Genomic DNA, 22155 nt, shown 5'->3' with positions numbered 1-22155 from the left:
TCCCGTCAAAGCGCGTGCCTCTGCGTTCGATAATCCAGTTCATCAATAGGGGGCGCTACTGCCGTGTTTTCGCGAATCGATCTTGCCTCAACCCGCCTCTGTGCGCCGGCATGCTCGGGGCGCCAGACTCAGGGCTTCAGTCTTGTCGAACTGATGGCCGTTGTGGCCATCGCTGGGATCCTGTTGGCCGTTGGCATTCCCGCTTACTCGAACTACGTTGTGAAGTCGCGTATTCAGGCCGCCCAGAACGCGTTGTTGGTTACTGCTAACGACGTGCGGCAGTACGCCCAGGACCACGAGACGTATGTCGGAAGTTGTACGGCGCCCGTTGCTGCGGAGGGTTTCCAAATTTCGTGCCCCACCCTGACCCAGACCACATATACCGTCCAGGCTCTTGGCACCGGGAGTCTTGCAGGCTTCTTGTTCACGCTTGATCAAACCGGTGCGCGCGTGACCGCGCAGGTTCCCGCCGGTTGGGCGGCAAATCCCGCTTGCTGGATCGCCGATCAGCAAGGTGACTGTGCGGTGGAGTGAGCGATGAAACAGCGCGGATTTACGTTGCTCGAGTTGCTTGTGGTCATCGTGATCGCCGCAATTCTCTTCTCGGTTGCCTTGCCCTCATTTCTTTCATCGATCCAGGGGCGGCAATCGGTCTCCGTTGTTTCTGCCTTTGAGCAAGACATTGCTTGGGCACGCGGGCAGGCTATCTCGAATTCGCCGAGCGTGTCCATGACACTGAATGCGGACTGTACGTGGACCGTTAATACGGGGCAGGGCGCGGAAGATGCGCACCATTCCATGACGATCGCGCAACTTCAGAACAACGCGCCTGGCATATCGTGTACCGGCGTTCCGGCGGGTGGCTTGGTCATGACCTTTGACAGCCTTGGAATGGTGAGCATCCCATCCGGCAGTACATCCAACCCGAACACGATCATCACGGTGAATTCATCGGCAGGTGGCGCGCCAGTCAGTGTGCAGATTTTCGGGTCGGGAGTGATCGTGGAGGACCCACAACATGCTTCCTAAGCGTCTTCGGGGCAGGCAGCACGGCGTGGGGCTGATCGAAGCTCTGGTTGCGATGCTGGTGCTGGCGTTCGGGTTGCTCGGCCTAGCAGCGCTGTACGTGCGCGCTGCGCCAGCGCCCTACCAAAACCAATCCACAACCAGCGCGCAAAGCGTCGCGGACAGCTTCATGTCCACGCTGGCTAGCGATCCCAACGCGCTTCCGATGACCGTAGCCAGTGCTACGGCGGCGTCAGCGATGCCAGACGCCGCCACACAAGGATGGTTTACCCAATCCGCGCTGTCGCTTCCAGGTCTGTCGGTGTCAGTCGTCTCTGGGCCCGTGGTTTCGGGGCCGTCTTCGGGATCGAGCGCTCCGTGCTCACCGCAAGCGTGCGGTGTCAAACTGACGCTTTCCTGGACACAGCTCGCCGCCCAACGCACACAGGTGTTCCATGGCCAAATCGGCATCCGCTAATCGTCGCATGAGCGCCATCCGCGCCACACAGTCAGGGCTCTCCCTCGTCGAATTGTTGGTCGCCCTCGCAGTGGGGGCTGTGCTGTCCGTGGCCATTCTTGCAGCAATGAGCTTCGGGGTCCGCCAGGATACGGCTAGCACCCAAACGACACATATCAACGATAACGCGCGTGCGGCACTGACTCTTCTCACACGCGACGTGGCCAGTGCGGGGTTCATGTTCGGAGCAGCGCAATCGCAGTGCGCAATCTCGATCACCTACAACAGCAACGCAACGCCGAGTTTTGAGCCGCAGCATCCAATTTGGGCGGCCTCGCAGGCAGCGGGCCAGACCTTACCGATGGGCGGAGGGGCCGTCAATTACCCGGCCGCCGGTAACAGCAACGCTGGTTATGTGGCGCAAGTCCTGCTCATGGCTGCAGCGCCAAGTGTCCCAGCCTATATCCAGCAGTCTGCAGCCCCGATTTACGTCGTGCAATTTGGAACGACCCAATCAAGCTCCGGCCAAGGGGCGCTTAATAGCACCCAGCTCCCCGTATCGTCCCTGCAACTGAACTCGACACAGGGCATCAACGCTGGCGACACGGCGATCCTGCAAGTTCCGATGAATGGGGGGAACGTCTGTATGCGCATCCCTATCGTTAAGCTGGGGACCACCACCGGGCAAGGTGCTGCCTACATCGATAGCAAGCCGTCACCCTTGATGCCCACCAATGGATATTCGGACTATGCCGCACAAATTCCGGCGAGTTTCGGGACGCTATCCAACAGTTACCTCCTTCATTCTCGAATTCTTGACCTTGGGCATCTTAGTAACACGCTGCAGATCATTCAATATTGGATCGACGCGAGCAATGGTTTTCCCGTCTTGATGCGTTCGACTTACAGCGCCCTAGACGATAGTCTGATTGGTACCCAGGCTATTGCACCCGGTGTCGTGAGTCTTCAAGTCCTTTTTGCCACGATCCCTGCGGGGGCCTTGCCCGGGGCCGCGGTGACGTGGAAAACATGGGGTAATGTGCTTTCATCCGATCAAGTTTTGGCAGCGGATGTCGCCTTGGTCCTGCGCTCCGTACACGAAGATTTTCAGTATACGGCGCCCGCCAAGGTCGTCGTGCCCCAACCGTCAACTGGCCTTGCATCGCCGAACGCCTTTGTCGATTATGTTCCTCAGCCGAATGAAATCCACGATCATTTCTCGGTCTATGTCACCCAACTTTCATTGAGGAATATGACATGGAATTGAAAATGACGTCCGGGCACCGGCAGGGCGGCGCGATCCTGCTGTTCGCTCTGGTCGCGCTTCTGATCATGTTTTTAGGCGCATTATTTACTCTTCGTGGCGTCCTGACGGATACCGGATTGACGGACCGATATTCGGGGCGCCAAAAAAATATACAAACCAGCGATTTGGCTTTGCAATGGATCGCCAATCAAATCGCAGCTCTTGGGAACCAGCAGGCCCTGGAAATCTCCGCAGGTGCACAGCCTTGGTATCTCAATGTTCAGCCGGCCCAGACTGTTGTGCCTACAGCTGCCTATTGGCAGACCTGCATGAGCAATCCGACCAGCACGATAACGTGTCAAGCCGTGCCGATGCCCAGTAACGTCCCTCAGTCGGCATGGACCTTCGTTGAGCCAACGGGTCGTATTGATCCCACGGCTTGTGGCAATACGCAAGGGCTCACGGCTATTTATTACGATGTCTGGACGCACACGATCGATGCACGCGGTCAAGTATCTGCGGACACTGAATCCGTCTACAAACTCTGCGTGCTGGGCGGAAGCGCACCTTAGGCGCATCGGGGTGATTTTCGATCGCCGTCGGTCTGAGTCATACGCAGCTGACTGCAGGGCACGCGGGGTCAGCCGAGGATGCCAAAACTTGGGTAGAAAAGCATGATGAAAATCGCAAGACAATTCGCTCTGACCATCCTGGCACTGTGCACTGCGGGGTCGCAAGCCTGGGCGCAGACCACGAACATCATCAGTGATGACTTTACCGGATCTTCGACGAATCTACCCTGGACACACCTGGGAAATGCCTGCTTAACGGCCGGTTCGCCTCCGCCCTACACAACACCGGCGACCACGATTCCTGCCTGCACATCAATCACCGACGCCGCTGGATCCGGTGCGCTGCGCCTCACCGACGCCGTGAATCATCAACACGGCGCCATTTTTTCCGTGAATCCGTTCCCTTCCAATGAGGGCCTCCAGGTGACTTTCACAGCCTACGCTTATCGCGGCACTGGCGCGGATGGCATCGGGTTTTATTTGCTGGACGGGACCAAACCAGCCCCGACGTCCATAGGCGCCGTTGGCGGCAGTCTTGGCTACAGCTGCACCAACGACCCCACGAACGTCAATGCTTCGCAAACCGGTGGCTGGGAAGGCATGCCGAACGCCTATTTAGGGCTCGGAATTGACGAATACGGCAACTATTCAAATCCTTCCGACAACACGAACACCGGGCCGGGATTTATCGCAAACCGAGTCAGCATGCGGGGGGCGGGGAACATGACCTACAGCGTCTTGAATGCTTTGTATCCTGACGATTATCCGGCAAACTTGCCTTTATATTCAACTACCACGGCGCGAACCCAGCAAAACGCAATCAATAAAACCTGCAAAACAAACACCGTCTGGGATTTTTCTGACGGGACCCCTTCCAACACGTTGACTCCTCTGCAGAGTAATCTTGATTATGGATATATTGCCGGATCGCCGATTCTCAACGCGAGCGGGCAAACAATTAAAATTGCGCAAACGAATGTGAGCGTGCGGTCAAAGGCAACCCCCATTAATTACAAGCTGATCATTACAACATCGGGGCTGCTGAATCTGGCATATAGCGTGAATGGGAGTTCTTACACGCCGATTATTCAGAATAAGCCTATTACGACGGATAATGGACCGCTGCCGGCTTATCTGCGATTTGGATTTGGTGCGTCAACGGGAGGTTTGAATGATGTGCATGAAATCACGTGTTTCGAGGCAAGCCCGGCCGTTCGAGCAATCAGCGCACCAGTGACGCCGCTGTCAATTTCGTCAAGCAGTCAGATCTATACACTGAACAGCAATCCCAATCCGATTCAGGGCTTTGTTCAGGCGTTTCCGGTCTCTTCCACTGGAGTGCCATCCACGACCGCGTCCTGGGACGCCGGCGCACTGATGTCGGTGCCCGGTAACAATCGTGCGACGGTTCTGTATTCGACGGATGCCTCGGGCGCCGCACCGAAGCTCCTTGCCACAATGGGCAGTACGGATAGTGCTGCGTTTTCGTTGAAGGCAACGACGTGCGTTCCGAATACCAATACCATTGCCCAATATACGATTGACCCGAACTACTTGGGTAACGGCAGTGCTTGCAGCTATCTTGCAGGGCGTGCGCCGAACTGGTTACTCGGCGCGTTCTCGAGCTCGGATTTCGCGTCCATCCTCGCGGCTCCCGGTAATCCTCTGGATTTGGGTTTAGCGGGATATACAGCCTATGCAGCCAGTCAGTCCAAGAGGCCAAATGCATTGCTCTTTACGAATAACGATGGCTTTTTGTATTCCGTGGACGCGGCTTCGGGTCAGTTGAACTGGGGTTGGATGCCAAGACCTTTCGTCGCGCAACTGCAAAACTATTCAGTGGTCCCTACAGAAGGCCTGTTTGATGGGAAGTTCCGCATTGTGGATGCGGTCGACGCCTCGGGGAATTGGGGGACGTATATCATTGGATCCGCGCGGAATGTTACAGTATCCAGCACGAAGGTCGTTACGGTTGGCCAAGGCGGGTCATACTGGTATGACATGAAGCTTGGAAATCCGAGCAACGGAGCTGTCCCGATGCCCGCAGCGGTGATACAAGCGCCAGCCGTGCCCCAGGGGGCCACCTATCCGCAAAGACAGGCGCCCGTTGTCGGAAACATCAATGGCAGTCAGATCGCAGCATTCATTGTGAATGTCGGCAGCGGCACGAGCGCATATAGCGCCCTTTATGAGTTCAATGTCGCGACTGGCGCCTCGACCTCGGCGACGATTCCCTCAAAAAGTATATCGGGTGTTGTGAACAGTAACCTTTTTCTTGATACTGCGTCAGGCCAGCTCTACTTTGGCGATTCCGCCGGAAATATCTACGTGATGTCTTTTACGGGACAGGCAGCAACAGATGTCGGCAATATTGGAAATTTGGGAGCTACCAAAGACGGGCTTGCGGTGAACTTTATCAATTACCAGTACGCCAATAACCTTCCTTATCTTTTGGCGGCTTCGAGCAAGGGCTTGACAGCCTTTGGTATTGGGTCATCTGGGTTTGGGCCATTGTGGGCAACGGACGGAAATGGTGGCTATCAGTATAATAAGGGCGTTTGGAGCGCATCGAGTACCGTTGCCCCTCTACAAGCTGGGGCGACAGTTTCTGATGCGCCAGCGCTAGTCGCGGGAATTGTCGATATCCCCGTGTATGTTCCACCGTCAAGCAGCAACACATGCAACGTGGCCGGGAAGGGTTACTACGATTTCTTTAGCCTCGCCAGTGGAACATTCCCGAAAAACCAGATCAAGGACGTTCTGGGGAATTTCATTCTTGCCGATGTGAATATCGGGGCGGGTGCAGCTTATTCGCCAAGCATGTCAATCTCGAGCAGCGGCCTACCGGTCTTCGGCGGGACGCAGCAGACGGCGACGCCGAGTGCACCACTTGTATTCAATAAACACGGCATTGACGCAGTGGTGCAGTGGCGCGTGCATTGACGGAGTCGTTTTCCGTCTCGCATCGGCTTGCTGCCGTTTTCGTGGGGCGCTGGGGTTCGGCGGCTCTGATGGAGGGCGTGCCTGGCGTCCCGATGCTGGAGGCCAGGAGGTTGGCCAAGGAACCCGTGGACTTGGGGTAGCGTGCCGAGGGGGGCGACGAAGGTGGCCTATACGGGAACGCTGATGCTTGCGGGTCAACATGTTCAGTGATCATCAGACGAAGCAATGAAGAACTCCCGACGGCACGCTCGCGTAACGATCATGCATCCACCGCGTTCGACGCCGCGCAATACCTTGGTGGCGGCGGCGCTGCAGCGCAAGGCCGGGGTCCATCGCAAGTCGCGCAAAGCCGAGCGGCGGGCTGCGAGGGCGGCCCTCAAGAAAGAAAACTCCGGCTGACTCGTGGGTCCTCATGTCTGGCCACAGCCGCGAACAAACTGTTGCAACACCAGCGCGAGGAGTTTCCTAGCATGGTGGAAGGGGCGCCGCGCAGGGCGCCCGCGCATGCATGGGAGACTACGGCGATGCAAAAACGTCATCTCGGCACCAGCGGACCGCTGGTGTCAGCTTTGGGCCTGGGCTGCATGGGCATGTCCGAGTTCTACGGGCCGGCGGACGAGGCGCAGTCGATTGCGACCATCCACCGCGCGCTCGATCTCGGGGTGAACTTTCTCGATACGGCCGACATGTACGGCGCCGGGCATAATGAGGAACTGGTGGGACGTGCCATCGCAGGCCGCCGCGGCCAGGTGGTTCTCGCCACCAAGTTCGGCAACGTGCGTGGACCGGATCGCAGTTTTCTGGGCGTCAATGGCAGCCCCAAATATGTACGCGAGGCGTGTGACGCGAGCCTGCGCCGCTTGCAGGTTGACGTGATTGACCTCTATTACCAGCACCGGGTCGATCCGCAAGTGCCGATCGAGGACACGGTGGGTGCGATGGCGGAACTGGTTCGCGCAGGCAAGGTCCGCTGGCTGGGCCTGTCGGAGGCGGCGCCGAACACCATCCGCCGCGCGCACAAGGTTCACCCCATCGCGGCGCTTCAAACTGAATACTCGTTGTGGAGCCGGGATCCGGAAGGCGAACTGCTGGACACGGTGAGGGAGCTCGGGATCGCGTTCGTGGCCTACAGTCCGCTGGGGCGTGGCTTTCTCACCGGTGCCATCCGCAAGACGGCGGACCTTGCCCCCGACGACTGGCGGCTGCACTCGCCGCGCTTCCAGCCCGATGCGATCACGGCCAATCTGCACCTGGCCGACATCCTGCGTGACATGGCCGCGGAGCGGGGGTGCACGGCAGCGCAGCTCGCGCTGGCCTGGCTGCTCGCGCAGGGTGACGACATCATTCCCATCCCCGGCACACGGCGTATCAGCCGTCTGGAGGAGAACCTGGGGGCCTTGAAGGTGCCGCTGTCGACCGATGACCTGCTGCGCATTCACCAGGCGCTGCCCCCGGGCGCGGCCAAAGGCACGCGCTATCCGGAGGCGGCGTTGAGTGCGGTGAATCGCTAAGGCTCAAACCGGAGCGCATTCCTGCAACCACGCGCAACTGCGGTGGAATCCTTTTCTGCGTGAGCGTAGAGTTGAGGTGGCCTCACCGGCCGACCCTCGACAACGCACGGCGCCACAAGCGCCCCACAACACGGAGACCTCCATGCTGCAAAAAGCAATCCCGCAAAACCACCTGTCCTACATCGATCCCCAGGCCGACAGCCCTTGGCTGACCTATCTTTCCCAAGTGGAGCGGGTGCTGCCCTACCTGGGCGATCTGGCGCGTTGGGCCGAAACCCTTCGTCGCCCCAAACGTGCGCTCATCGTGGACGTGCCCATCGAGATGGATGATGGCAGCGTACGGCACTTCGAAGGCTTTCGGGTGCAGCACAACCTGTCGCGCGGGCCGGGCAAGGGTGGTGTGCGCTACCACCCGCAGGTCACGCTGGAAGAGGTGATGGCGCTGGCGGCGTGGATGACGGTGAAAAATGCCGCAGTCGGCCTGCCGTATGGCGGGGCCAAGGGCGGCATCCGCGTGGAGCCCTCGGGACTGTCGCACAAGGAGCTCGAGCGCCTGACGCGGCGCTATACAAGTGAGATCGGCATCATCATCGGGCCGCAGCAGGACATCCCGGCGCCGGACGTGAACACCAACCCGCAGATCATGGCGTGGATGATGGACACCTACTCGATGAACATCGGCGGCACGGCAACGGGCGTGGTCACCGGCAAGCCCATCCAGCTTGGCGGCTCGCTCGGGCGGGTGAAGGCCACCGGGCGCGGCGTGTTCGTCACGGGAAGCGAAGCGGCACGGCGCATCAAGCTGCCCCTGCAAGGCGCGCGCGTGGCCGTGCAGGGGTTTGGCAACGTGGGGTCCACGGCTGCCGAGCTGTTCGCCGCCGCCGGTGCAAAGGTCGTGGCGGTGCAGGACCACACGGGTGCCGTGCTGCATGAGCCGGGGCTGGACGTGGCGGCCCTGCAGGCACATGTGCTGGCGCACGGCGGGGTGGCCGGATTTGCCGGTGCGCAGGCCATTGCCGCAGCGGACTTCTGGGACGTGCCCTGCGAGATCCTGATTCCCGCGGCACTGGAAGGCCAGGTTACCGAGGCGCGGGCGCGCAAGACCACGGCCAAGCTCGTGCTCGAAGGTGCAAACGGTCCCACGCTGCCGGGTGCCGACGATATCCTGAGCGAGCGCGGCGTGATGGTGGTGCCCGACGTGATCTGCAATGCCGGGGGCGTGACCGTGAGCTACTTCGAGTGGGTCCAGGATTTCTCCAGCTTCTTCTGGAGCGAAGACGAGATCAACGCCCGCCTGGACAAGATCCTCGGGGCTGCCTTCGCCCATATCTGGGACACGGCAGACAGGCTCAAGATCACGCTGCGCACGGCTGCCTTCGTCGTGGCATGTGAGCGTGTCCTGCAAGCGCGTGCAGAGCGCGGGCTTTATCCCTGATTTCCTGATCGCGGGGGAGGCGCCATCGGTGTACGAGCCGCAGGTCCGGGTCTGCGGGGATTGCCTGGGTGGGCGCGGTTGAGTGCGTCTGCTGCCGACCGCTCCGGCAATGCTCGCAAAGCGCGTGGCATCCAGAACAGGATGCCACGCGCTTTGCAAGCTGGGGATTCAGCGCAGTGCGTACGCTCCCACCGTTCCCGCGAAGACCGCAAAACCCAGCCAGTGGTTCTGTTTGAACGCGATGAAGCAGCGTTCCGGGTCACGGTTGCGGATCAGCAGGACATGCCACGCGGCCATGGCGCCTGCAATGAGCAGGCCGAGCTGAAAAGGCCAGCCCAGGCCGAGCTGAAGGCCCGCAGCCAGCCACATCGCCAGGAAAAGCGCGTAGCTGGTCATGACTGCGGCCACGTCCATGCGACCAAAGGTGATGGCTGAGGTCTTGATGCCGATTTTCAGATCATCGGCGCGGTCGACCATCGCATACTCGGTGTCATAGGCCAGGACCCAGAACAGGTTGCCAAGCAGCAGCCACCACGCCAGGAGTGGCACTGCGCCCTGGGCTGCGGCGAAGGCCATCGGAATGCCAAAGCTGAAGGCAACGCCCAGGTAGGCCTGCGGCAGCGCCAGCCAGCGCTTGGTATAGGGGTATGCGATCGCAATGAGCAGCGCGGCAAACGACAAGCCGGTGGCCAGCGTATTGGTGAGCAGCACCAGGCAGAAGGCGGCCAGCGCCAGGGCCGCGCCCACGGCCAGGGCTTCGCGCGGGGACACGGCGCCGCTCGTGACCGGACGGCGCGCGGTGCGGCGCACGTGGCGGTCGAAATCGATGTCGGCGACATCGTTGATGGTGCAGCCGGCCGAGCGCATGAGAATGGTGCCGACCGTGAACACAGTCAGCAGCAACCAGCCGGGAAACCCACCGGAAGCGATCCACAGCGCCGACAGCGTGGGCCATAGCAGAAGGAGCCAGCCCGCAGGGCGATTCCAGCGGATGAGGTCGAGCCAAAGGCGAAGACGATTGGACATGGCCGAATTATCCCTTGTCCACGGTGCCCAACACGGTCGACGGTGCCGCCTGTCAGCGTCCGCGAAGCCAATGCGTTAGGGTAGAGCCTTTTTTACGACAATCGAGGAGTTGCATTGATGCCGAGCCCCTTCGCCTTCGCCATCACCGTGCTGGTCGGCGCCGACATCGCGGCCACCGGCGCGCAAGCCCAGAGTGTGTCGCTCAGCGTTGCCGGGCAGATTAGCCCTGGCGTATATGGCCGTGTGGACATCGGCAACGTCCCGCCGCCAGTGGTCTACACGCAGCCTGTCATCATTGCCCCTCCACCGCCCGCCGTGGTGCAGCCGGCTCCGGTGTACATGCACGTGCCGCCAGGCCAGGCCAGGAAGTGGAGTCGATACTGTCGCCGCTACAACGCCTGTGGCGTACCGGTGTATTTTGTGCGAGGGCCTGAGTACGGCCCCGGCTGGGATCGGCCAGGCGGGCATCACGACAAGCATGGTCATGACGATCATGGTCATGGTCATGGGCACGGCTATGGCCACGGGCACGGCCACGGCGACGACTGACGTCGTGCATGGTCTTTGGCAGCTTGGCTGCCCGCGCCGCTCTCAGCCTTCGAGCAGGGAACGCAGCATCCAGGCGGATTTTTCGTGGATGTCCATGCGCGCGGACAAGAGGTCGGTGGTGGGTTGGTCACCGGCCTTTTCCGTCAGCGGCAGCAGGTCGCGTGCCGTGGTCGCAACGGCCTCATTGCCCTTGACCAGGATGCGGATCATGTCCTCGGCTTTGGGTGGGGCAAGCGGCACGTCATCCAGCTTGGTGAGTTGGCCGAAGGCCGTGTAGGAGCCCGGCGCGGCATAGCCAAGCGCGCGAACGCGCTCGGCTATGGGATCCACGGCGTTCCACAGTTCCGTGTACTGGGTCATGAACATCTGGTGCAGGGTGTTGAACATGGGTCCCGTGACGTTCCAGTGGAAATTGTGGGTCGTCAGATACAGCGTGTAGGTGTCCGCCAGGAGATGGGACAAGCCTTGGGCGATGGCCGCCCGGTCCTTGTCGGCAATGCCGATTTGCACATTCTTGGACGTGGCGTGAAGTTTCGGGGTGTCTTTCTTGCTCATCGTGGGACTCCTTTGCGCGGCTCGGCGAGGTGCCGCGGATGTCGCCAAGCCGTGGCGTCGCGGTGATGGATCGACTGTAGCAGCGGTGCGAAGAATTTTCATGGCTGCAGCTTCAACCCAGGACAGTCGCCGTCAATGGTTGATGTCGCGCGCCGGCAGGCTCAGGACCAGCGACGCGCACAGCACCATGAACCCGGCCAGCACCAGGACGCCGCCGCTTGTGCTCTGCGTTGCCTGCTTCACCCAGCCCACGATGCTGGGCCCGAAAAAGCCGGCCAGATTACCCAGTGCATTGATGAGTGCGATGCCGGCGGCGGCTGCCGTGCCCGAGAGGAAGGCGGTCGGCAGGCTCCAGAACAGGGGCAGCACCGTCATGATCCCGCAGGTGGCAAGGGTAAGCGTGAGGACCGCGCCCACGGTGCTCGTCGTCCAGAGCGTGGACAGCACAAGCCCCAGCGCACCCAGCGCTGCGGGGATGGCCACATGCCAGCGACGCTCGCGTGTTGCATCGGCGTGGCGGCCGACCAGGATCATGGCGATGATGGACACGCCATAGGGAATGGCCACCAGCCAGCCGATGGCAAGCGGGTCGGTCACCCCGGTTGTCTTGAACATCAGCGGAAGCCAAAACCCCAGCCCATACAGGCCCATCACAACCGAGAAATACACCAGAGCCAGAATCCACACGCGCGGGCTGCCCATGCCCTGCCAGGCGGACACGTGGGTCTTGGTTTGGGCTTCGGCGTCAATGCGCCCTGCCAGAAGGCGCTTTTCAGCCTCGGTGAGCCAGCGCGCCGCAGCAATCCCGTTGTCCAGATACACGAGCACCGCAAGACCCAGCACGACGGCCGGCACGCCTTCGAGCAGGAACAGCCATTGCCAGCCGGCCAGGCCCGAGTGACCGTGAAAATGATGCAAGATCCAGCCGGACACGGGGCCGCCGATCAGGCCCGAGAGCGCGACAGCCGACATGAACCAGGCGGTCATCTGGCTGCGCCTGTCGGCGGGGTACCAGTAGGTGAGGTACAGAATGATGCCGGGGAAAAAGCCAGCCTCGGCCAGGCCAAGCAGGAAGCGCGCCACGTAGAACATCGTGGGCGTCTGAATGAACATGGTCAACGCCGAGATCATGCCCCAGGTGATCATGATGCGGGCAATCCAGATGCGAGCGCCCACGCGGTGCAGCACGAGGTTGCTGGGCACCTCGAACAAAAAGTACCCAAGGAAGAACACGCCGGCGCCGAAGCCGTAGACGGCGTCCGAAAACTGCAGGTCGGACTTCATCTGCAGCTGCGCGAAGCCGACATTGACGCGGTCCAGGTAGGCCACGAAATAGCACAGCATCAAAAACGGGATCAGCCGCCAGCCCACCTTGCGGTAGGCCGCTTCAAGGGCTGTCGTGTCGCCCGCAGGCATGGAAATGGCCGACATGCTTGTCTCCTCCGGGTTATCGTTGTGGCGCAAGCGTAGCGGAACGACCGATCGTGTCAGGCGTGCCGCGCCGGGCGTGGGGGTTGGGGCTCAGGGATGTGAAGGCGTGGGAGGCGTGGGCGGTGTTGGGAGTTTGGGGAAGTAGTTTTTTTCGGCGAGGGCTTCGTACAGGGGCGGGGTGAAGAGGTTGGCGATGCGTGAGGCGAGGAGCGCGGTGGCCATCATGGGGATGACCATGCCGGTGCCGTTGGTCATTTCCATGACGATGACGAAGGCGGTGAGGGGGGACTGGGTGACGGCGGCGAGGTAGCCGGTCATGCACAGGGCGATGAGGGCGGGCATGGGCGCCCAGGCGAAGGCGGCATGGATCCACTGGGCGAGTCCGGCGCCGATGGACAGGGAGGGGGAGAACAGGCCGCCGGGGATGCCGGCCATGTAGCTGACGACCATGGCAGCCCATTTGGTGATGGCGTAGCCTTCGCTGAGGGGGGCGGCGCCGTCGAGCAGGTGCCGGGCCTGGTCATAGCCGCTGCCCCAGGTTTGGCCCCCGGTGCCCACGCCCAGGGCTGCGATGGCCAGGCCGATGACCAGCGCATACAGCAGGGGCTTGTTCGCGCGCCATGCCTGCAGCGGGCGTGGCATCCAGATTTCCCAACGCAGCAGCGCCCAGTTGAAGGCGGCGCCCAGCAGGCCGCAGGCGATGGCAGTGAGCACGACCGGCAGGACGAACGCGAGGTGGAAGTTCTGCGGCACGTTGAGCTGGCCGAAGTACAGGTAGTTGCCGGCCAGCGCCAGCGAGGTCAGGCCGGAGAACACCACGGCGGTGATCATGGTGCCGTTGGTGCGGCTCTCGAAGTCGCGCGCCAGCTCCTCGATGGCGAAGATGATGCCGGCCAGCGGCGTGTTGAAGGCTGCCGACAGCCCGGCAGCGGCCCCTGCGAGCAGGAGCTGGCGCTCCAGGCGCGGGTTGCGATGGGGATAAAAGCGACGCGTCTCGGCCATGATGGCTGCGCCGATGTGCACCGTGGGGCCTTCGCGGCCAATGGTCATGCCGCCCAGGAAGCCGAGCAGCGAGACGACGAGCTTGCCGGCGATGACGCGCAGGCCGAACAGGCGGTGCATGAGGGTCTCGTCGGGCGGGGCATGCAGGGCGGCGATGACCTGCGGGATGCCGCTGCCTTCGCTGCCGGAGAACCAGCGGCGGGTGAGGAACACGGCCAGCACGGTGAAGGCGGGCGTGATGAGGAAGGCCAGCCAGGGCCGCCCGGCGATCCAGCCCAGGAAGAGCTCGTAGGCGTCGTTGCTCCAGCGCGCATACAGCACCGCCACCAGCCCCACCAGCAGCGCGCCGCCCCACGGCAGACCAAACTGCAGGAACAGCCGCCGCGATCGCGTCTTGGCCAGACGCATCCACGCGCGCTTGCGCAATGCGCCGTAGGCGCTCGGGTTTTCACTCGCAGGCGTTCCCATGGGTCCGTTAAGAGCAAACTTGCATCCTAAACCCGAGAGCCCGGGCCAGCGCCTTTGCGCTGCGAGCGATCAACGCCGCGTGTCGCGGCTTGGCGTCACATGGATGGCAAAACGTGACGCCCGTTCCCGATGGGCAATGTCCCGCCGAGGTCATGCACTGCGACCGGGTGCGCTTGGTCCGTACCTCATACCCCCGGGGAGTTCGGGTGGACGTCAGGATGAAATATCTGGATACTCCAAGATTCCAAACCAGCATTGCCTATTAGGGTTTTAGCGGAGTACGATTCGGGAAAACCATTAAAGATGTTGACCCCCGTCATTTCTCGTTCACACCGCTCGATTTCCCATCATGCGCCTTCTCAATAAGCTGTCCTTCTCCGAAAAGCTGTTGCATACAGGATTCATCTTTCTGGTCTGCATTGGCCTCCTCGCCGCGGAAGCCTATCTCTATGTGACGCACACCGGACTCGACGGCAAATCGGGGGTGACGCTGAAGGACGTTCAGCTCTCCTATTACGGTGACCGCTCCTCGAGCAAGTTGCAGACCGTATTGCCCACGATGTTCACCAACGCCGGCGTTCCGAAGGCGCAATGGTCGCAGTTGACGCAAACAATCGATCATTGGGTGGCGGGTGGCCAGACCAAAGCCGAATATGAGACGCAGATCAAACCAATCATCGCGCAGCACTGCCTGATGTGCCACAGCGTGGCAATGAGCCAACAGTTGCATAACCCCCCACTTGTCACCTATGAAGACGTGAAAAATGTCGCCAAGGTCAACACGGGCATGAGCTACAGCAGCATGTTCATGGGCGGCATGGTGCACTTGACGATGCTGGGCGTGATTTTCTGGATTGCCGGTTGGCTGTTTCTGCAGACGCGGGTGAACGATCAGATCAAGGCGATTTCAGTGCTCACCCCCTTTCTGGCCATGCTCCTGGATTACTCGGGCTGGTTCCTCACGAAGCAGAACCCGAACTTTGCCTGGATGGTCTTGATCGGTGGGGCGTTGTCGTGCCCGATTGCGATGCTCGAAATGGGCGTTTCGCTGCTCGACATGTGGATCGGCCTTCCCGGTTTCTTGCAGCAGCGCTTGATTTCTGAGGTGCCGTCCACCACGAAATCGACCCAGCAGCCGCTGCCGACCTGATATCCGGGACGCTCCGCACCAACAAAAGGGCCGGTTCAGCACCGGCCTTTTTGTTGTCTGTGCCTGCCGGGCTATCCCCCAGCAGGGGGGGCCGTCGGTTGCAGGTAAACCCTAGAATCGGACGATGCTCGATCCGATTCCCAATCACAGCGCATCGCCCCATCCTCTGCAGGTCGTTGTGCTCGCCGCAGGCAAGGGCACGCGCATGCGCTCAGCGCATCCCAAAGTCTTGCAGCCGCTGGCGGGCAGGCCGTTGCTGGCGCACGTGCTGCATACGGCAAGTGCGCTTGCAGCGCAGCGCGCCATCATCGTCGTCGGCCACGGGGCCGAGAAGGTGCGCGCGCAATTTGCCCCAGCCGGGGTCGATTTTGTCGTGCAAGCCCCGCAGCTGGGTACGGGTCACGCCGTGCTGCAGGCCGCGCCGTTGCTTGATGACACAGCGGTCGTTCTGGTGCTTTACGGGGACGTGCCGCTGGTGCGGCCTGCAACGCTTGCACCGTTGCTCGATATCGCCGCAAGCGGGCATCTCGCTTTGCTGACCGTCACCCTCAACGATCCCACGGGCTATGGTCGCATCATGCGTGATGCAGCCGGTGTGGTGCAGCGCATCGTTGAGCATAAGGATGCAGGCCCTGCCGAGCGCGCCGTCCGCGAGGTCAATACCGGGATCGTGGCGGCGCCGGCCGGTCTGCTCAAGCGTTGGGTTGCGGGCTTGCGCAACGACAATGCACAGGGTGAGTACTACCTCACGGACATCGTTGCGCTGGCGCGGGCCGAGGGCGTGCCGGTGCAGGCCGTGGCGTGCGCCGATCCCCACGAGACCCTGGGGGTGAACGATCGCGCCCAACTCGCCCAGCTCGAACGCATCGTGCAAGGCAGGCAGGCCCAGGCGCTGTTGGCCGAAGGCGTGACGCTGGCCGATCCGGCGCGGATCGACATTCGTGGCGAATTGCGCTGCGGTCAGGACGTGCTGATCGACGTCGGCTGCGTGTTTGAGGGGCGTGTGGAGCTTGCAGACGGGGTGCATGTCGGCCCGCATTGTGTGCTGCGCGACTGCAGCGTGGGCGAGGGTGGGCGCGTGGAGGCCTTCTCACACATCGACGGTGCGCGGTGTGGGCCCGGCGTGCGCATCGGGCCCTATGCGAGACTGCGCCCGGGAACCGAGTTGGCCGAGCACGTGCATGTGGGCAACTTCACCGAGATCAAAAACAGCCATATCGGACCTGCCAGCAAGGCCAATCATTTGAGCTATGTGGGCGACGCCAGCGTGGGTGCGCGCGTGAACATCGGGGCGGGCACGATTACCTGCAATTACGATGGTGTGAACAAGCATCGCACCATCATCGAGGACGACGTCTTCATTGGATCGGACACGCAGCTCGTCGCTCCGGTCCGCGTTGGTCAGGGCGCAACCCTCGGCGCTGGCACGACCCTCACCACGGATGCACCGCCCAACCAGCTCACGCTTTCACGCGCGAGGCAGGCCACCGTTCCGGGATGGGCGCGGCCCGTGAAACAAGACAAACAAGGAAGCTGAATCCCATGTGCGGAATCGTCGGCGCTAGCGCCCGTCACAACATCGTGCCCACGCTTCTTGAGGGCCTGCAGCGCTTGGAGTACCGCGGCTATGACTCGTGTGGACTGGCAGTCTTGCAGGACGGCTCCATCCGGCGCATGCGGACAACCCAGCGCGTGGCTGATCTTCGCGTCCAAGCCGGCGGGCTGGACGCAGCGACCGGGATCTGTCACACCCGCTGGGCGACCCACGGCGCGCCGGCCACGCACAACGCCCACCCCATGATCTCGCGTGACCAGGTTGCGTTGGTGCATAACGGCATCGTCGAGAACCACGAAGCGTTGCGCGCCGAATTGCTCGAGGCAGGCTACAGGTTTGAAAGCCAGACCGATACCGAGGTCATCGCCCATCTCGTCCACAGCTTGTACAGCGGGGATCTCTTGCGCGCTGTGCGCTTGGCCACCGGACGGTTGCGGGGTGCCTATGCGATCGCGGTGGTGCATACGGCTGAACCGCTGGTCGTCGTCGGTGCACGAGCCGGAAGCCCGCTGGTGTTGGGGCAAGGCGACGATGGTTATTACCTGGCATCCGACGCCTTGGCGCTTGCCGGAGCTGCGCAGCGCGTGGCTTATCTCGAAGAAGGCGACGTGGTGCGCATAAGCCCCGATGCGGCGGCCGTGGTCGACGTTCGACAGGAATCCGTGGAGCGTGCCTGGCACCCGGTGGAGGCCTATAGCGGCGCCACCGAGCTGGGCCCTTACCGGCACTACATGCAAAAGGAGATCTTCGAGCAGCCGCGCGCGGTGGCTGACACGCTGGACGGGATTGCCTCCATCGGTCCTGAGTTGTTCGGTGACACTGCAGGGATGCTCGGCAGCGCACGCCGGGTTCTGATCCTGGCCTGCGGCACAAGCCACTACGCAGGCAGCGTGGCGCGGCACTGGATCGAGGCGTTGGCTCGCATCCCGGTTGATGTGGAAGTGGCGAGCGAATACCGCACCCGCGACAGTGTGCCGGACCCCGACACCTTGGTGGTCGGAGTGTCGCAGTCAGGTGAGACGGCCGACACGCTGTCGGCATTGCGCCATGCCCGCGATTTGGGCATGCTGCGACAACTCGCGATTTGCAACGTTGCTGGATCCGCGATGATGCGTGAAGCTTCGCTTCGCTTTCTTACCCATGCGGGCGTGGAAATTGGCGTCGCCTCGACGAAGGCGTTTACCACCCAGTTGGTTGCTCTATTTTTGCTGGCTCTGACCTTGGCCAAGCAGCGCGGTCGACTTGCCGCTCAAACGGAGCACGAATATTTGCAGGCGCTGCGCCATCTGCCCGCTGCGCTGCAGGCGGCGCTGGCCACCGAGCCACAGATCATGGCGTGGGCCGAGGCCTTCACGCGCAAGAACAACGCGCTATTCCTTGGCCGCGGTATGCACTTCCCGATTGCCGAGGAGGGTGCGCTCAAGCTCAAGGAGATTTCCTACATTCATGCGGAGGCGTATCCCGCAGGTGAACTCAAGCACGGCCCGCTGGCCTTGGTCACGGATGAAATGCCGGTTGTGACCGTGGCGCCGAACGATGCACTTCTTGACAAGCTGAAGAGCAATTTGCAGGAAGTGCGGGCGCGGGGCGGCGAGCTCTATGTCTTGACCGACGCGGGCACCCGAATCGACAGCAGTGAAGGTGTGCATGCCATTCGTTTGCCAGAGCACTACGGATTGCTTTCCCCGATCGTGCATGTCGTGCCCCTCCAGTTGCTCGCCTATCACACTGCCGTAGCGCGCGGCACGGATGTCGATAAGCCAAGAAATCTCGCGAAGAGTGTCACGGTGGAGTGATTCTTGGTGTTCTGAGCAATCCATGTGTTGACGCCAAATGAAATTCTATCCTAACAAATAAAGTACTATCCTGAAAAATAAAGTTCTATCCTGTCGCGTTAAGGAACTACTGGACTGTTTACGGATTTTTCAGTCGTTACCGACTCGGGTGCTGAACGTCATGGCGGACTCAAGGCTGGCGGGCCAGGCGTTGCCGGGCCGCGTCCCGGCGCCCCGGGGTGATGGCCCCTGCGGGCGAGCCATCCAGGTTGACCCGCAGGTGCGCACCCAAACCACCCGCCTGTACGCTGGCGAGGAGAGATGCGGATACAGCAGTTGCTTGGACAACGGATGCAAAGCCGTGCCCGAGAGGGTTTGGCTTGCAGGCTGGGCGCGCATCCACCGCGCGAACTGGGTGTGAATGTCCGCCGCCAACGGCAGCAAATAGGGCGCACGACCGGGCTGGTCATCCTCAGCCGCTTGCAGTTTCAGCACCGGCAAGCCGGCCAGATAGGTCTGCGCCACCGGGCGCAGAACCTGCAATCCGGCATCCTTGGCGGCTTTCTCCGCGAGGTTACGCAGGCGGTTGAACGCCCGGGTTTGGGCCAGCGCAGCGTCCAGGGATGCAGATTTGGAAGATTCGACAGTGGAAGCTGAAGTGGAGGCAGACGGGTGGGGTACGGGGATGAGCCCAGGGTAGGGCAGGGAAAGAGGACATACGCTGAACGCACTTTGCGATCCGTTTCTGAGACGATCCCAAGCGGACCGCCGGGAACAGACAGCGTTCAGGGATGAGGATCACGCGTCCCCAGGCCCTCCGCGACCAAGGCCAACGCATTATTGATTCGGAAGTATTTAACTTGAAGTATTCGCATGCGCCATCATGTTGGTGTGATGGAAGCAACTGACATGAGATCGCTGTCGCGCGACGCGCGACACGAGAGACGCGTGCAGGTCATCCGCCTACGCAAAGCGGGCCGGACCTACGACGAGATTGCGGCGCAGACTGGGTTGAGCCGCACCGGTGTGTTCGACATCTGCAAGCGCCACGAAGCGGCGGGCGCGAAGGCCTTGCGCGACGCACCCAGTGGGCGCAAGAGCGGCGATGGCCGGCTGCTGGACGCGGCACAGGAGGCGACGGTGCGCAAGCTCATCACCGACAAGACGCCTGACCCGTTGAAGATGCCCTACGCGCTGTGGACCCGCACGGCGGTCGCGCAGCTCATCGAGCAGCGCTTTGGCATCCGGTTGGCGGTGCGCACGATGGGCCTGTACCTGGCGCGCTGGGGCTTCACGCCGCAAAAGCCGATGAAAAAGGCGTACGAGCAGTCGCCCGCGGCGGTCAAGAAGTGGCTCGAGGAGGACTACCCGGTCATCGCCGCGAAGGCCAAGTCCGAAGGTGCGGAGATTCACTGGGGCGACGAGAGCGGGCTGCGCAGCGACGACGTACGGGGTCGCGGCTTCGCGCCCAAGGGGCAAACGCCGGTGATCCGCGTCAACAACAAGCGCCACGGCCTGTCGGTGATCTCCACCGTGACCAACAAGGGGCAGATGCGCTGGCGCATTTTCGACGGCGCGCTCAACACGGACATCCTGATCGACTTCCTGCGCCGGCTGATCAAAAGGGCGAGCAAGAAGTTGTTCCTGATCCTGGACAACCTGCGGGTGCATCACGCCAAGCCCGTGAAAGCTTGGCTGGCCGAGCACGCCGATGCGATCGAGGTGTTCTACCTGCCCAGCTACAGCCCCGAACTCAACCCCGACGAGATGGCCAACGCCGACATCAAGCAAGCGGTGACGACTCTGGCCCCGGCGCGCACGAAGCTGCAACTGGTCAAGGCCACCGCACGCCACCTGCGCAGCGTGCAACGTCAGCCTGAGCGGATTCGCAAATACTTCGAACATGGACCGGTTCGTTATGCGGCTTGATTCAAGTTCGTTGATGCCGGCTCAATAAGGCACGCCCTCGGCTTGGGCACGAGAGAGCTTGGCGTGGATGGATTTTGGCACGCGCGCTACGAATTGGCCAGAAACGCTCGGCACCATCGCAACGGTCGGGTCGAAGGACGGCACAGGAAAGTCTCGGCCCCTGTTATGCAATGCAGCAGGGCCTTTCACACTAGGCTCACGATGTGACAATTTCGTGATTGTTGACTCTTGCTAAAGCAACTGCATGTCATTCATATGTCTGCATGCGTACAGCACAAGGCATGAATTCAATCATTGTTGTAGACTTGAAAAATGGAAAAAATATCCGCAACTTCAATCTTCGAATCGCTCTCGTCAGGTGTGCGGTTGGACGTGTATCGGCTGCTTGTCAAAAAGGGGCCTGAGGGCTTGGTGGCTGGCGAGATCGCGATCACCCTTGACGTGCCGCCGACCAACCTCTCCTTCCATTTGAAGGCCCTGACCCAGGCCCGCCTTCTCACTGTGGAACAGGAGGGGCGCTACCTGCGCTATCGGGCGAACATTCCATTGATGCTGGATCTGATCGCCTATCTCACCGAGGAGTGCTGCTCCGGGCGCCCGGGGCAATGTCCGGGCTTGAGCAGCGCTTCAACCTACTGCGACACGGCACTGCCGACAGCTTCGCCAACCCTAGTCGAAACCTGAGCCATGAACATCCTCTTTCTCTGCACAGGGAACTCCTGCCGCTCGATTCTGGCCGAAGCCACGTTCAACCACCTGGCTCCCGCCGGCTGGATGGCGATGAGCGCGGGCAACCATCCAACCGGGCAGGTGCATCCGCGCTCGCTGGCCTTGCTGGAGCGGGAAGGCATCCCGGCCGTTGGACTCTCCAGCAAGTCCTGGGACGACTTGCCCAAAACCCCGGACATCGTGATCACCGTCTGCTCCAGCGCCGCAGGCGAAGCCTGCCCGGCCTATCTTGGCCCGGTCCTGCGCGCGCATTGGGGTGTCGAAGACCCTGCGCATGCAACTGGGGACGACGAGGCCATCAATGCTGCCTTCATGACAGCCTATCGCATCCTGCGCACCCGCATCGAGGCCTTCCTCTCCCTGCCGCTGACGGAGTTGAAGAGCGATCCTGCATGCTTGAAGACGCATCTAGATCGAATCGGTACGCCTTTTTTGTGACACAAATTTCAACCATTGATGGAGATTCATAATGAAAGCCATTCAAGTCTATGACCCGGCCCTGTGCTGCAGCACTGGCGTGTGCGGCGTGGAGGTCGATCAAAGTCTGGTCAGCTTTTCGGCGGACGCCGATTGGGCCAAGCAAAACGGTGCGCAGATCGAGCGTTTCAATCTGGCCCGGCAACCGCTGGCATTCGCCGAAAACCCGACGGTCAAAGCGTTCCTGGAACGCTCCGGCCAGGAAGCCCTGCCCCTGGTTCTGGTGGACGGTGCAGTGGCATTGGCGGGCCGCTACCCCAACCGTATGGAGCTGGCTCGCTGGGCAGGCATTTCACAACCGGCAGCAGAGTCGAAAGCCGCGCAAGACTGCTGCTGAACG

22 protein-coding genes are annotated in these 22155 nt (G+C 61.6%); 17 read left to right on the top strand and 5 right to left on the bottom strand.

The window, feature by feature from the left end:
* Nucleotides 1-63 precede the first annotated feature (63 nt).
* The 9 genes from CD04_RS0111780 (at nucleotide 64) to CD04_RS0111735 (ending at nucleotide 9169) form a co-directional block, all read left to right on the top strand.
* Nucleotides 64-534, top strand: coding sequence for a type IV pilin protein (locus tag CD04_RS0111780; protein ID WP_156030247.1), 471 nt, complete (start codon nucleotides 64-66; stop codon nucleotides 532-534).
* Nucleotides 535-537: 3 nt separating this feature from the next.
* Nucleotides 538-1029 carry a Tfp pilus assembly protein FimT/FimU gene (locus CD04_RS0111775; protein WP_031407015.1) on the top strand — a complete coding sequence of 164 codons (492 nt, stop codon included), beginning with the start codon at nucleotides 538-540 and terminating at the stop codon, nucleotides 1027-1029.
* Nucleotides 1019-1483: a prepilin-type N-terminal cleavage/methylation domain-containing protein gene (locus tag CD04_RS22645; protein ID WP_156030246.1), complete on the top strand. Its 465-nt coding sequence runs from the start codon at nucleotides 1019-1021 to the stop codon at nucleotides 1481-1483. The genes CD04_RS0111775 and CD04_RS22645 overlap by 11 nt, the downstream gene beginning before the upstream one ends.
* Nucleotides 1484-1490: 7 nt before the next feature.
* Complete coding sequence (locus CD04_RS0111765) at nucleotides 1491-2729, top strand: PilW family protein (RefSeq protein WP_031407011.1); 1239 nt, start codon at nucleotides 1491-1493, stop codon at nucleotides 2727-2729.
* On the top strand, nucleotides 2720-3280 hold the full coding sequence (locus tag CD04_RS0111760; RefSeq protein WP_156030245.1) for a hypothetical protein: 561 nt from the start codon (nucleotides 2720-2722) through the stop codon (nucleotides 3278-3280). Before CD04_RS0111765 ends, CD04_RS0111760 begins: the two co-directional genes overlap by 10 nt.
* Nucleotides 3281-3382: 102 nt before the next feature.
* Complete coding sequence (locus tag CD04_RS22640) at nucleotides 3383-6223, top strand: hypothetical protein (RefSeq protein WP_156030244.1); 2841 nt, start codon at nucleotides 3383-3385, stop codon at nucleotides 6221-6223.
* 261 nt (nucleotides 6224-6484) lie between these two features.
* The gene (locus CD04_RS24645) at nucleotides 6485-6622 is read left to right on the top strand and encodes a hypothetical protein (protein ID WP_231480560.1); all 138 of its coding nucleotides are present in this window, start codon (nucleotides 6485-6487) and stop codon (nucleotides 6620-6622) included.
* A 125-nt stretch (nucleotides 6623-6747) separates the two neighbouring features.
* Complete coding sequence (locus tag CD04_RS0111740) at nucleotides 6748-7734, top strand: aldo/keto reductase (RefSeq protein WP_031407004.1); 987 nt, start codon at nucleotides 6748-6750, stop codon at nucleotides 7732-7734.
* Nucleotides 7735-7876: 142 nt separating this feature from the next.
* Nucleotides 7877-9169, top strand: a complete 1293-nt coding sequence (locus CD04_RS0111735; protein WP_031407002.1) for a Glu/Leu/Phe/Val dehydrogenase — start codon at nucleotides 7877-7879, stop codon at nucleotides 9167-9169.
* Nucleotides 9170-9337: 168 nt separating this feature from the next.
* Here the strand turns inward: CD04_RS0111735 and ubiA are convergent, their stop codons facing one another.
* Nucleotides 9338-10195: a 4-hydroxybenzoate octaprenyltransferase gene (ubiA, locus tag CD04_RS0111730; protein ID WP_031407000.1), complete on the bottom strand. Its 858-nt coding sequence runs from the start codon at nucleotides 10193-10195 to the stop codon at nucleotides 9338-9340.
* Between the two features lie 117 nt (nucleotides 10196-10312).
* On the opposite strand from ubiA, the gene CD04_RS0111725 reads away from it, so the two are divergent.
* The gene (locus CD04_RS0111725; RefSeq protein ID WP_081857910.1) at nucleotides 10313-10744 is read left to right on the top strand and encodes a hypothetical protein; all 432 of its coding nucleotides are present in this window, start codon (nucleotides 10313-10315) and stop codon (nucleotides 10742-10744) included.
* A 42-nt stretch (nucleotides 10745-10786) separates the two neighbouring features.
* Here CD04_RS0111725 and CD04_RS0111720 read toward each other — a convergent pair whose 3' ends face one another.
* The 3 genes from CD04_RS0111720 to CD04_RS0111710 all read right to left on the bottom strand — a co-directional run bounded on the left by CD04_RS0111720 (nucleotide 10787) and on the right by CD04_RS0111710 (nucleotide 14200).
* Nucleotides 10787-11299 carry a Dps family protein gene (locus CD04_RS0111720; protein ID WP_031406996.1) on the bottom strand — a complete coding sequence of 171 codons (513 nt, stop codon included), beginning with the start codon at nucleotides 11297-11299 and terminating at the stop codon, nucleotides 10787-10789.
* 132 nt (nucleotides 11300-11431) lie between these two features.
* Nucleotides 11432-12730, bottom strand: coding sequence for an MFS transporter (locus tag CD04_RS0111715; protein WP_031406994.1), 1299 nt, complete (start codon nucleotides 12728-12730; stop codon nucleotides 11432-11434).
* 90 nt (nucleotides 12731-12820) lie between these two features.
* The gene (locus CD04_RS0111710; RefSeq protein WP_081857909.1) at nucleotides 12821-14200 is read right to left on the bottom strand and encodes a chloride channel protein; all 1380 of its coding nucleotides are present in this window, start codon (nucleotides 14198-14200) and stop codon (nucleotides 12821-12823) included.
* 349 nt (nucleotides 14201-14549) lie between these two features.
* Between CD04_RS0111710 and CD04_RS0111705 the strand changes: the two genes are divergently transcribed.
* The 3 genes from CD04_RS0111705 (at nucleotide 14550) to glmS (ending at nucleotide 18701) form a co-directional block, all read left to right on the top strand.
* On the top strand, nucleotides 14550-15350 hold the full coding sequence (locus CD04_RS0111705) for a hypothetical protein (protein ID WP_031406989.1): 801 nt from the start codon (nucleotides 14550-14552) through the stop codon (nucleotides 15348-15350).
* Nucleotides 15351-15474: 124 nt separating this feature from the next.
* Nucleotides 15475-16887, top strand: coding sequence for a bifunctional UDP-N-acetylglucosamine diphosphorylase/glucosamine-1-phosphate N-acetyltransferase GlmU (gene glmU, locus CD04_RS0111700; RefSeq protein WP_231480559.1), 1413 nt, complete (start codon nucleotides 15475-15477; stop codon nucleotides 16885-16887).
* Between the two features lie 5 nt (nucleotides 16888-16892).
* Entirely contained in the window at nucleotides 16893-18701 is a 1809-nt protein-coding gene (gene glmS / locus CD04_RS0111695; RefSeq protein ID WP_031406985.1) for a glutamine--fructose-6-phosphate transaminase (isomerizing), read from the top strand.
* A gap of 129 nt (nucleotides 18702-18830) precedes the next feature.
* On the opposite strand, the gene CD04_RS0111690 is transcribed toward glmS, so the two are convergent.
* Nucleotides 18831-19223, bottom strand: coding sequence for a hypothetical protein (locus CD04_RS0111690; protein ID WP_031406984.1), 393 nt, complete (start codon nucleotides 19221-19223; stop codon nucleotides 18831-18833).
* A gap of 351 nt (nucleotides 19224-19574) precedes the next feature.
* Here CD04_RS0111690 and CD04_RS0111685 point away from each other — a divergent pair, with 351 nt between their 5' ends.
* The 4 genes from CD04_RS0111685 to arsD all read left to right on the top strand — a co-directional run bounded on the left by CD04_RS0111685 (nucleotide 19575) and on the right by arsD (nucleotide 22152).
* On the top strand, nucleotides 19575-20609 hold the full coding sequence (locus CD04_RS0111685; protein WP_031406978.1) for an IS630-like element ISCARN25 family transposase: 1035 nt from the start codon (nucleotides 19575-19577) through the stop codon (nucleotides 20607-20609).
* 312 nt (nucleotides 20610-20921) lie between these two features.
* A complete protein-coding gene (locus CD04_RS0111680; protein WP_031406976.1) occupies nucleotides 20922-21293 on the top strand; it encodes a helix-turn-helix transcriptional regulator in 372 nt (123 codons plus the stop codon).
* Nucleotides 21294-21296: 3 nt separating this feature from the next.
* Complete coding sequence (locus CD04_RS0111675) at nucleotides 21297-21776, top strand: arsenate reductase ArsC (RefSeq protein WP_031406974.1); 480 nt, start codon at nucleotides 21297-21299, stop codon at nucleotides 21774-21776.
* Nucleotides 21777-21807: 31 nt separating this feature from the next.
* On the top strand, nucleotides 21808-22152 hold the full coding sequence (gene arsD, locus CD04_RS0111670) for an arsenite efflux transporter metallochaperone ArsD (RefSeq protein ID WP_031406972.1): 345 nt from the start codon (nucleotides 21808-21810) through the stop codon (nucleotides 22150-22152).
* Nucleotides 22153-22155: the final 3 nt, after the last annotated feature.

This window comes from Thiomonas sp. FB-Cd, from assembly GCF_000733775.1.
Classification (GTDB): Bacteria; Pseudomonadota; Gammaproteobacteria; order Burkholderiales; family Burkholderiaceae_C; genus Thiomonas_A.
Note: the sequence above shows the minus strand (reverse complement) of the source record. Positions and strands in the feature narration are given on the sequence as shown.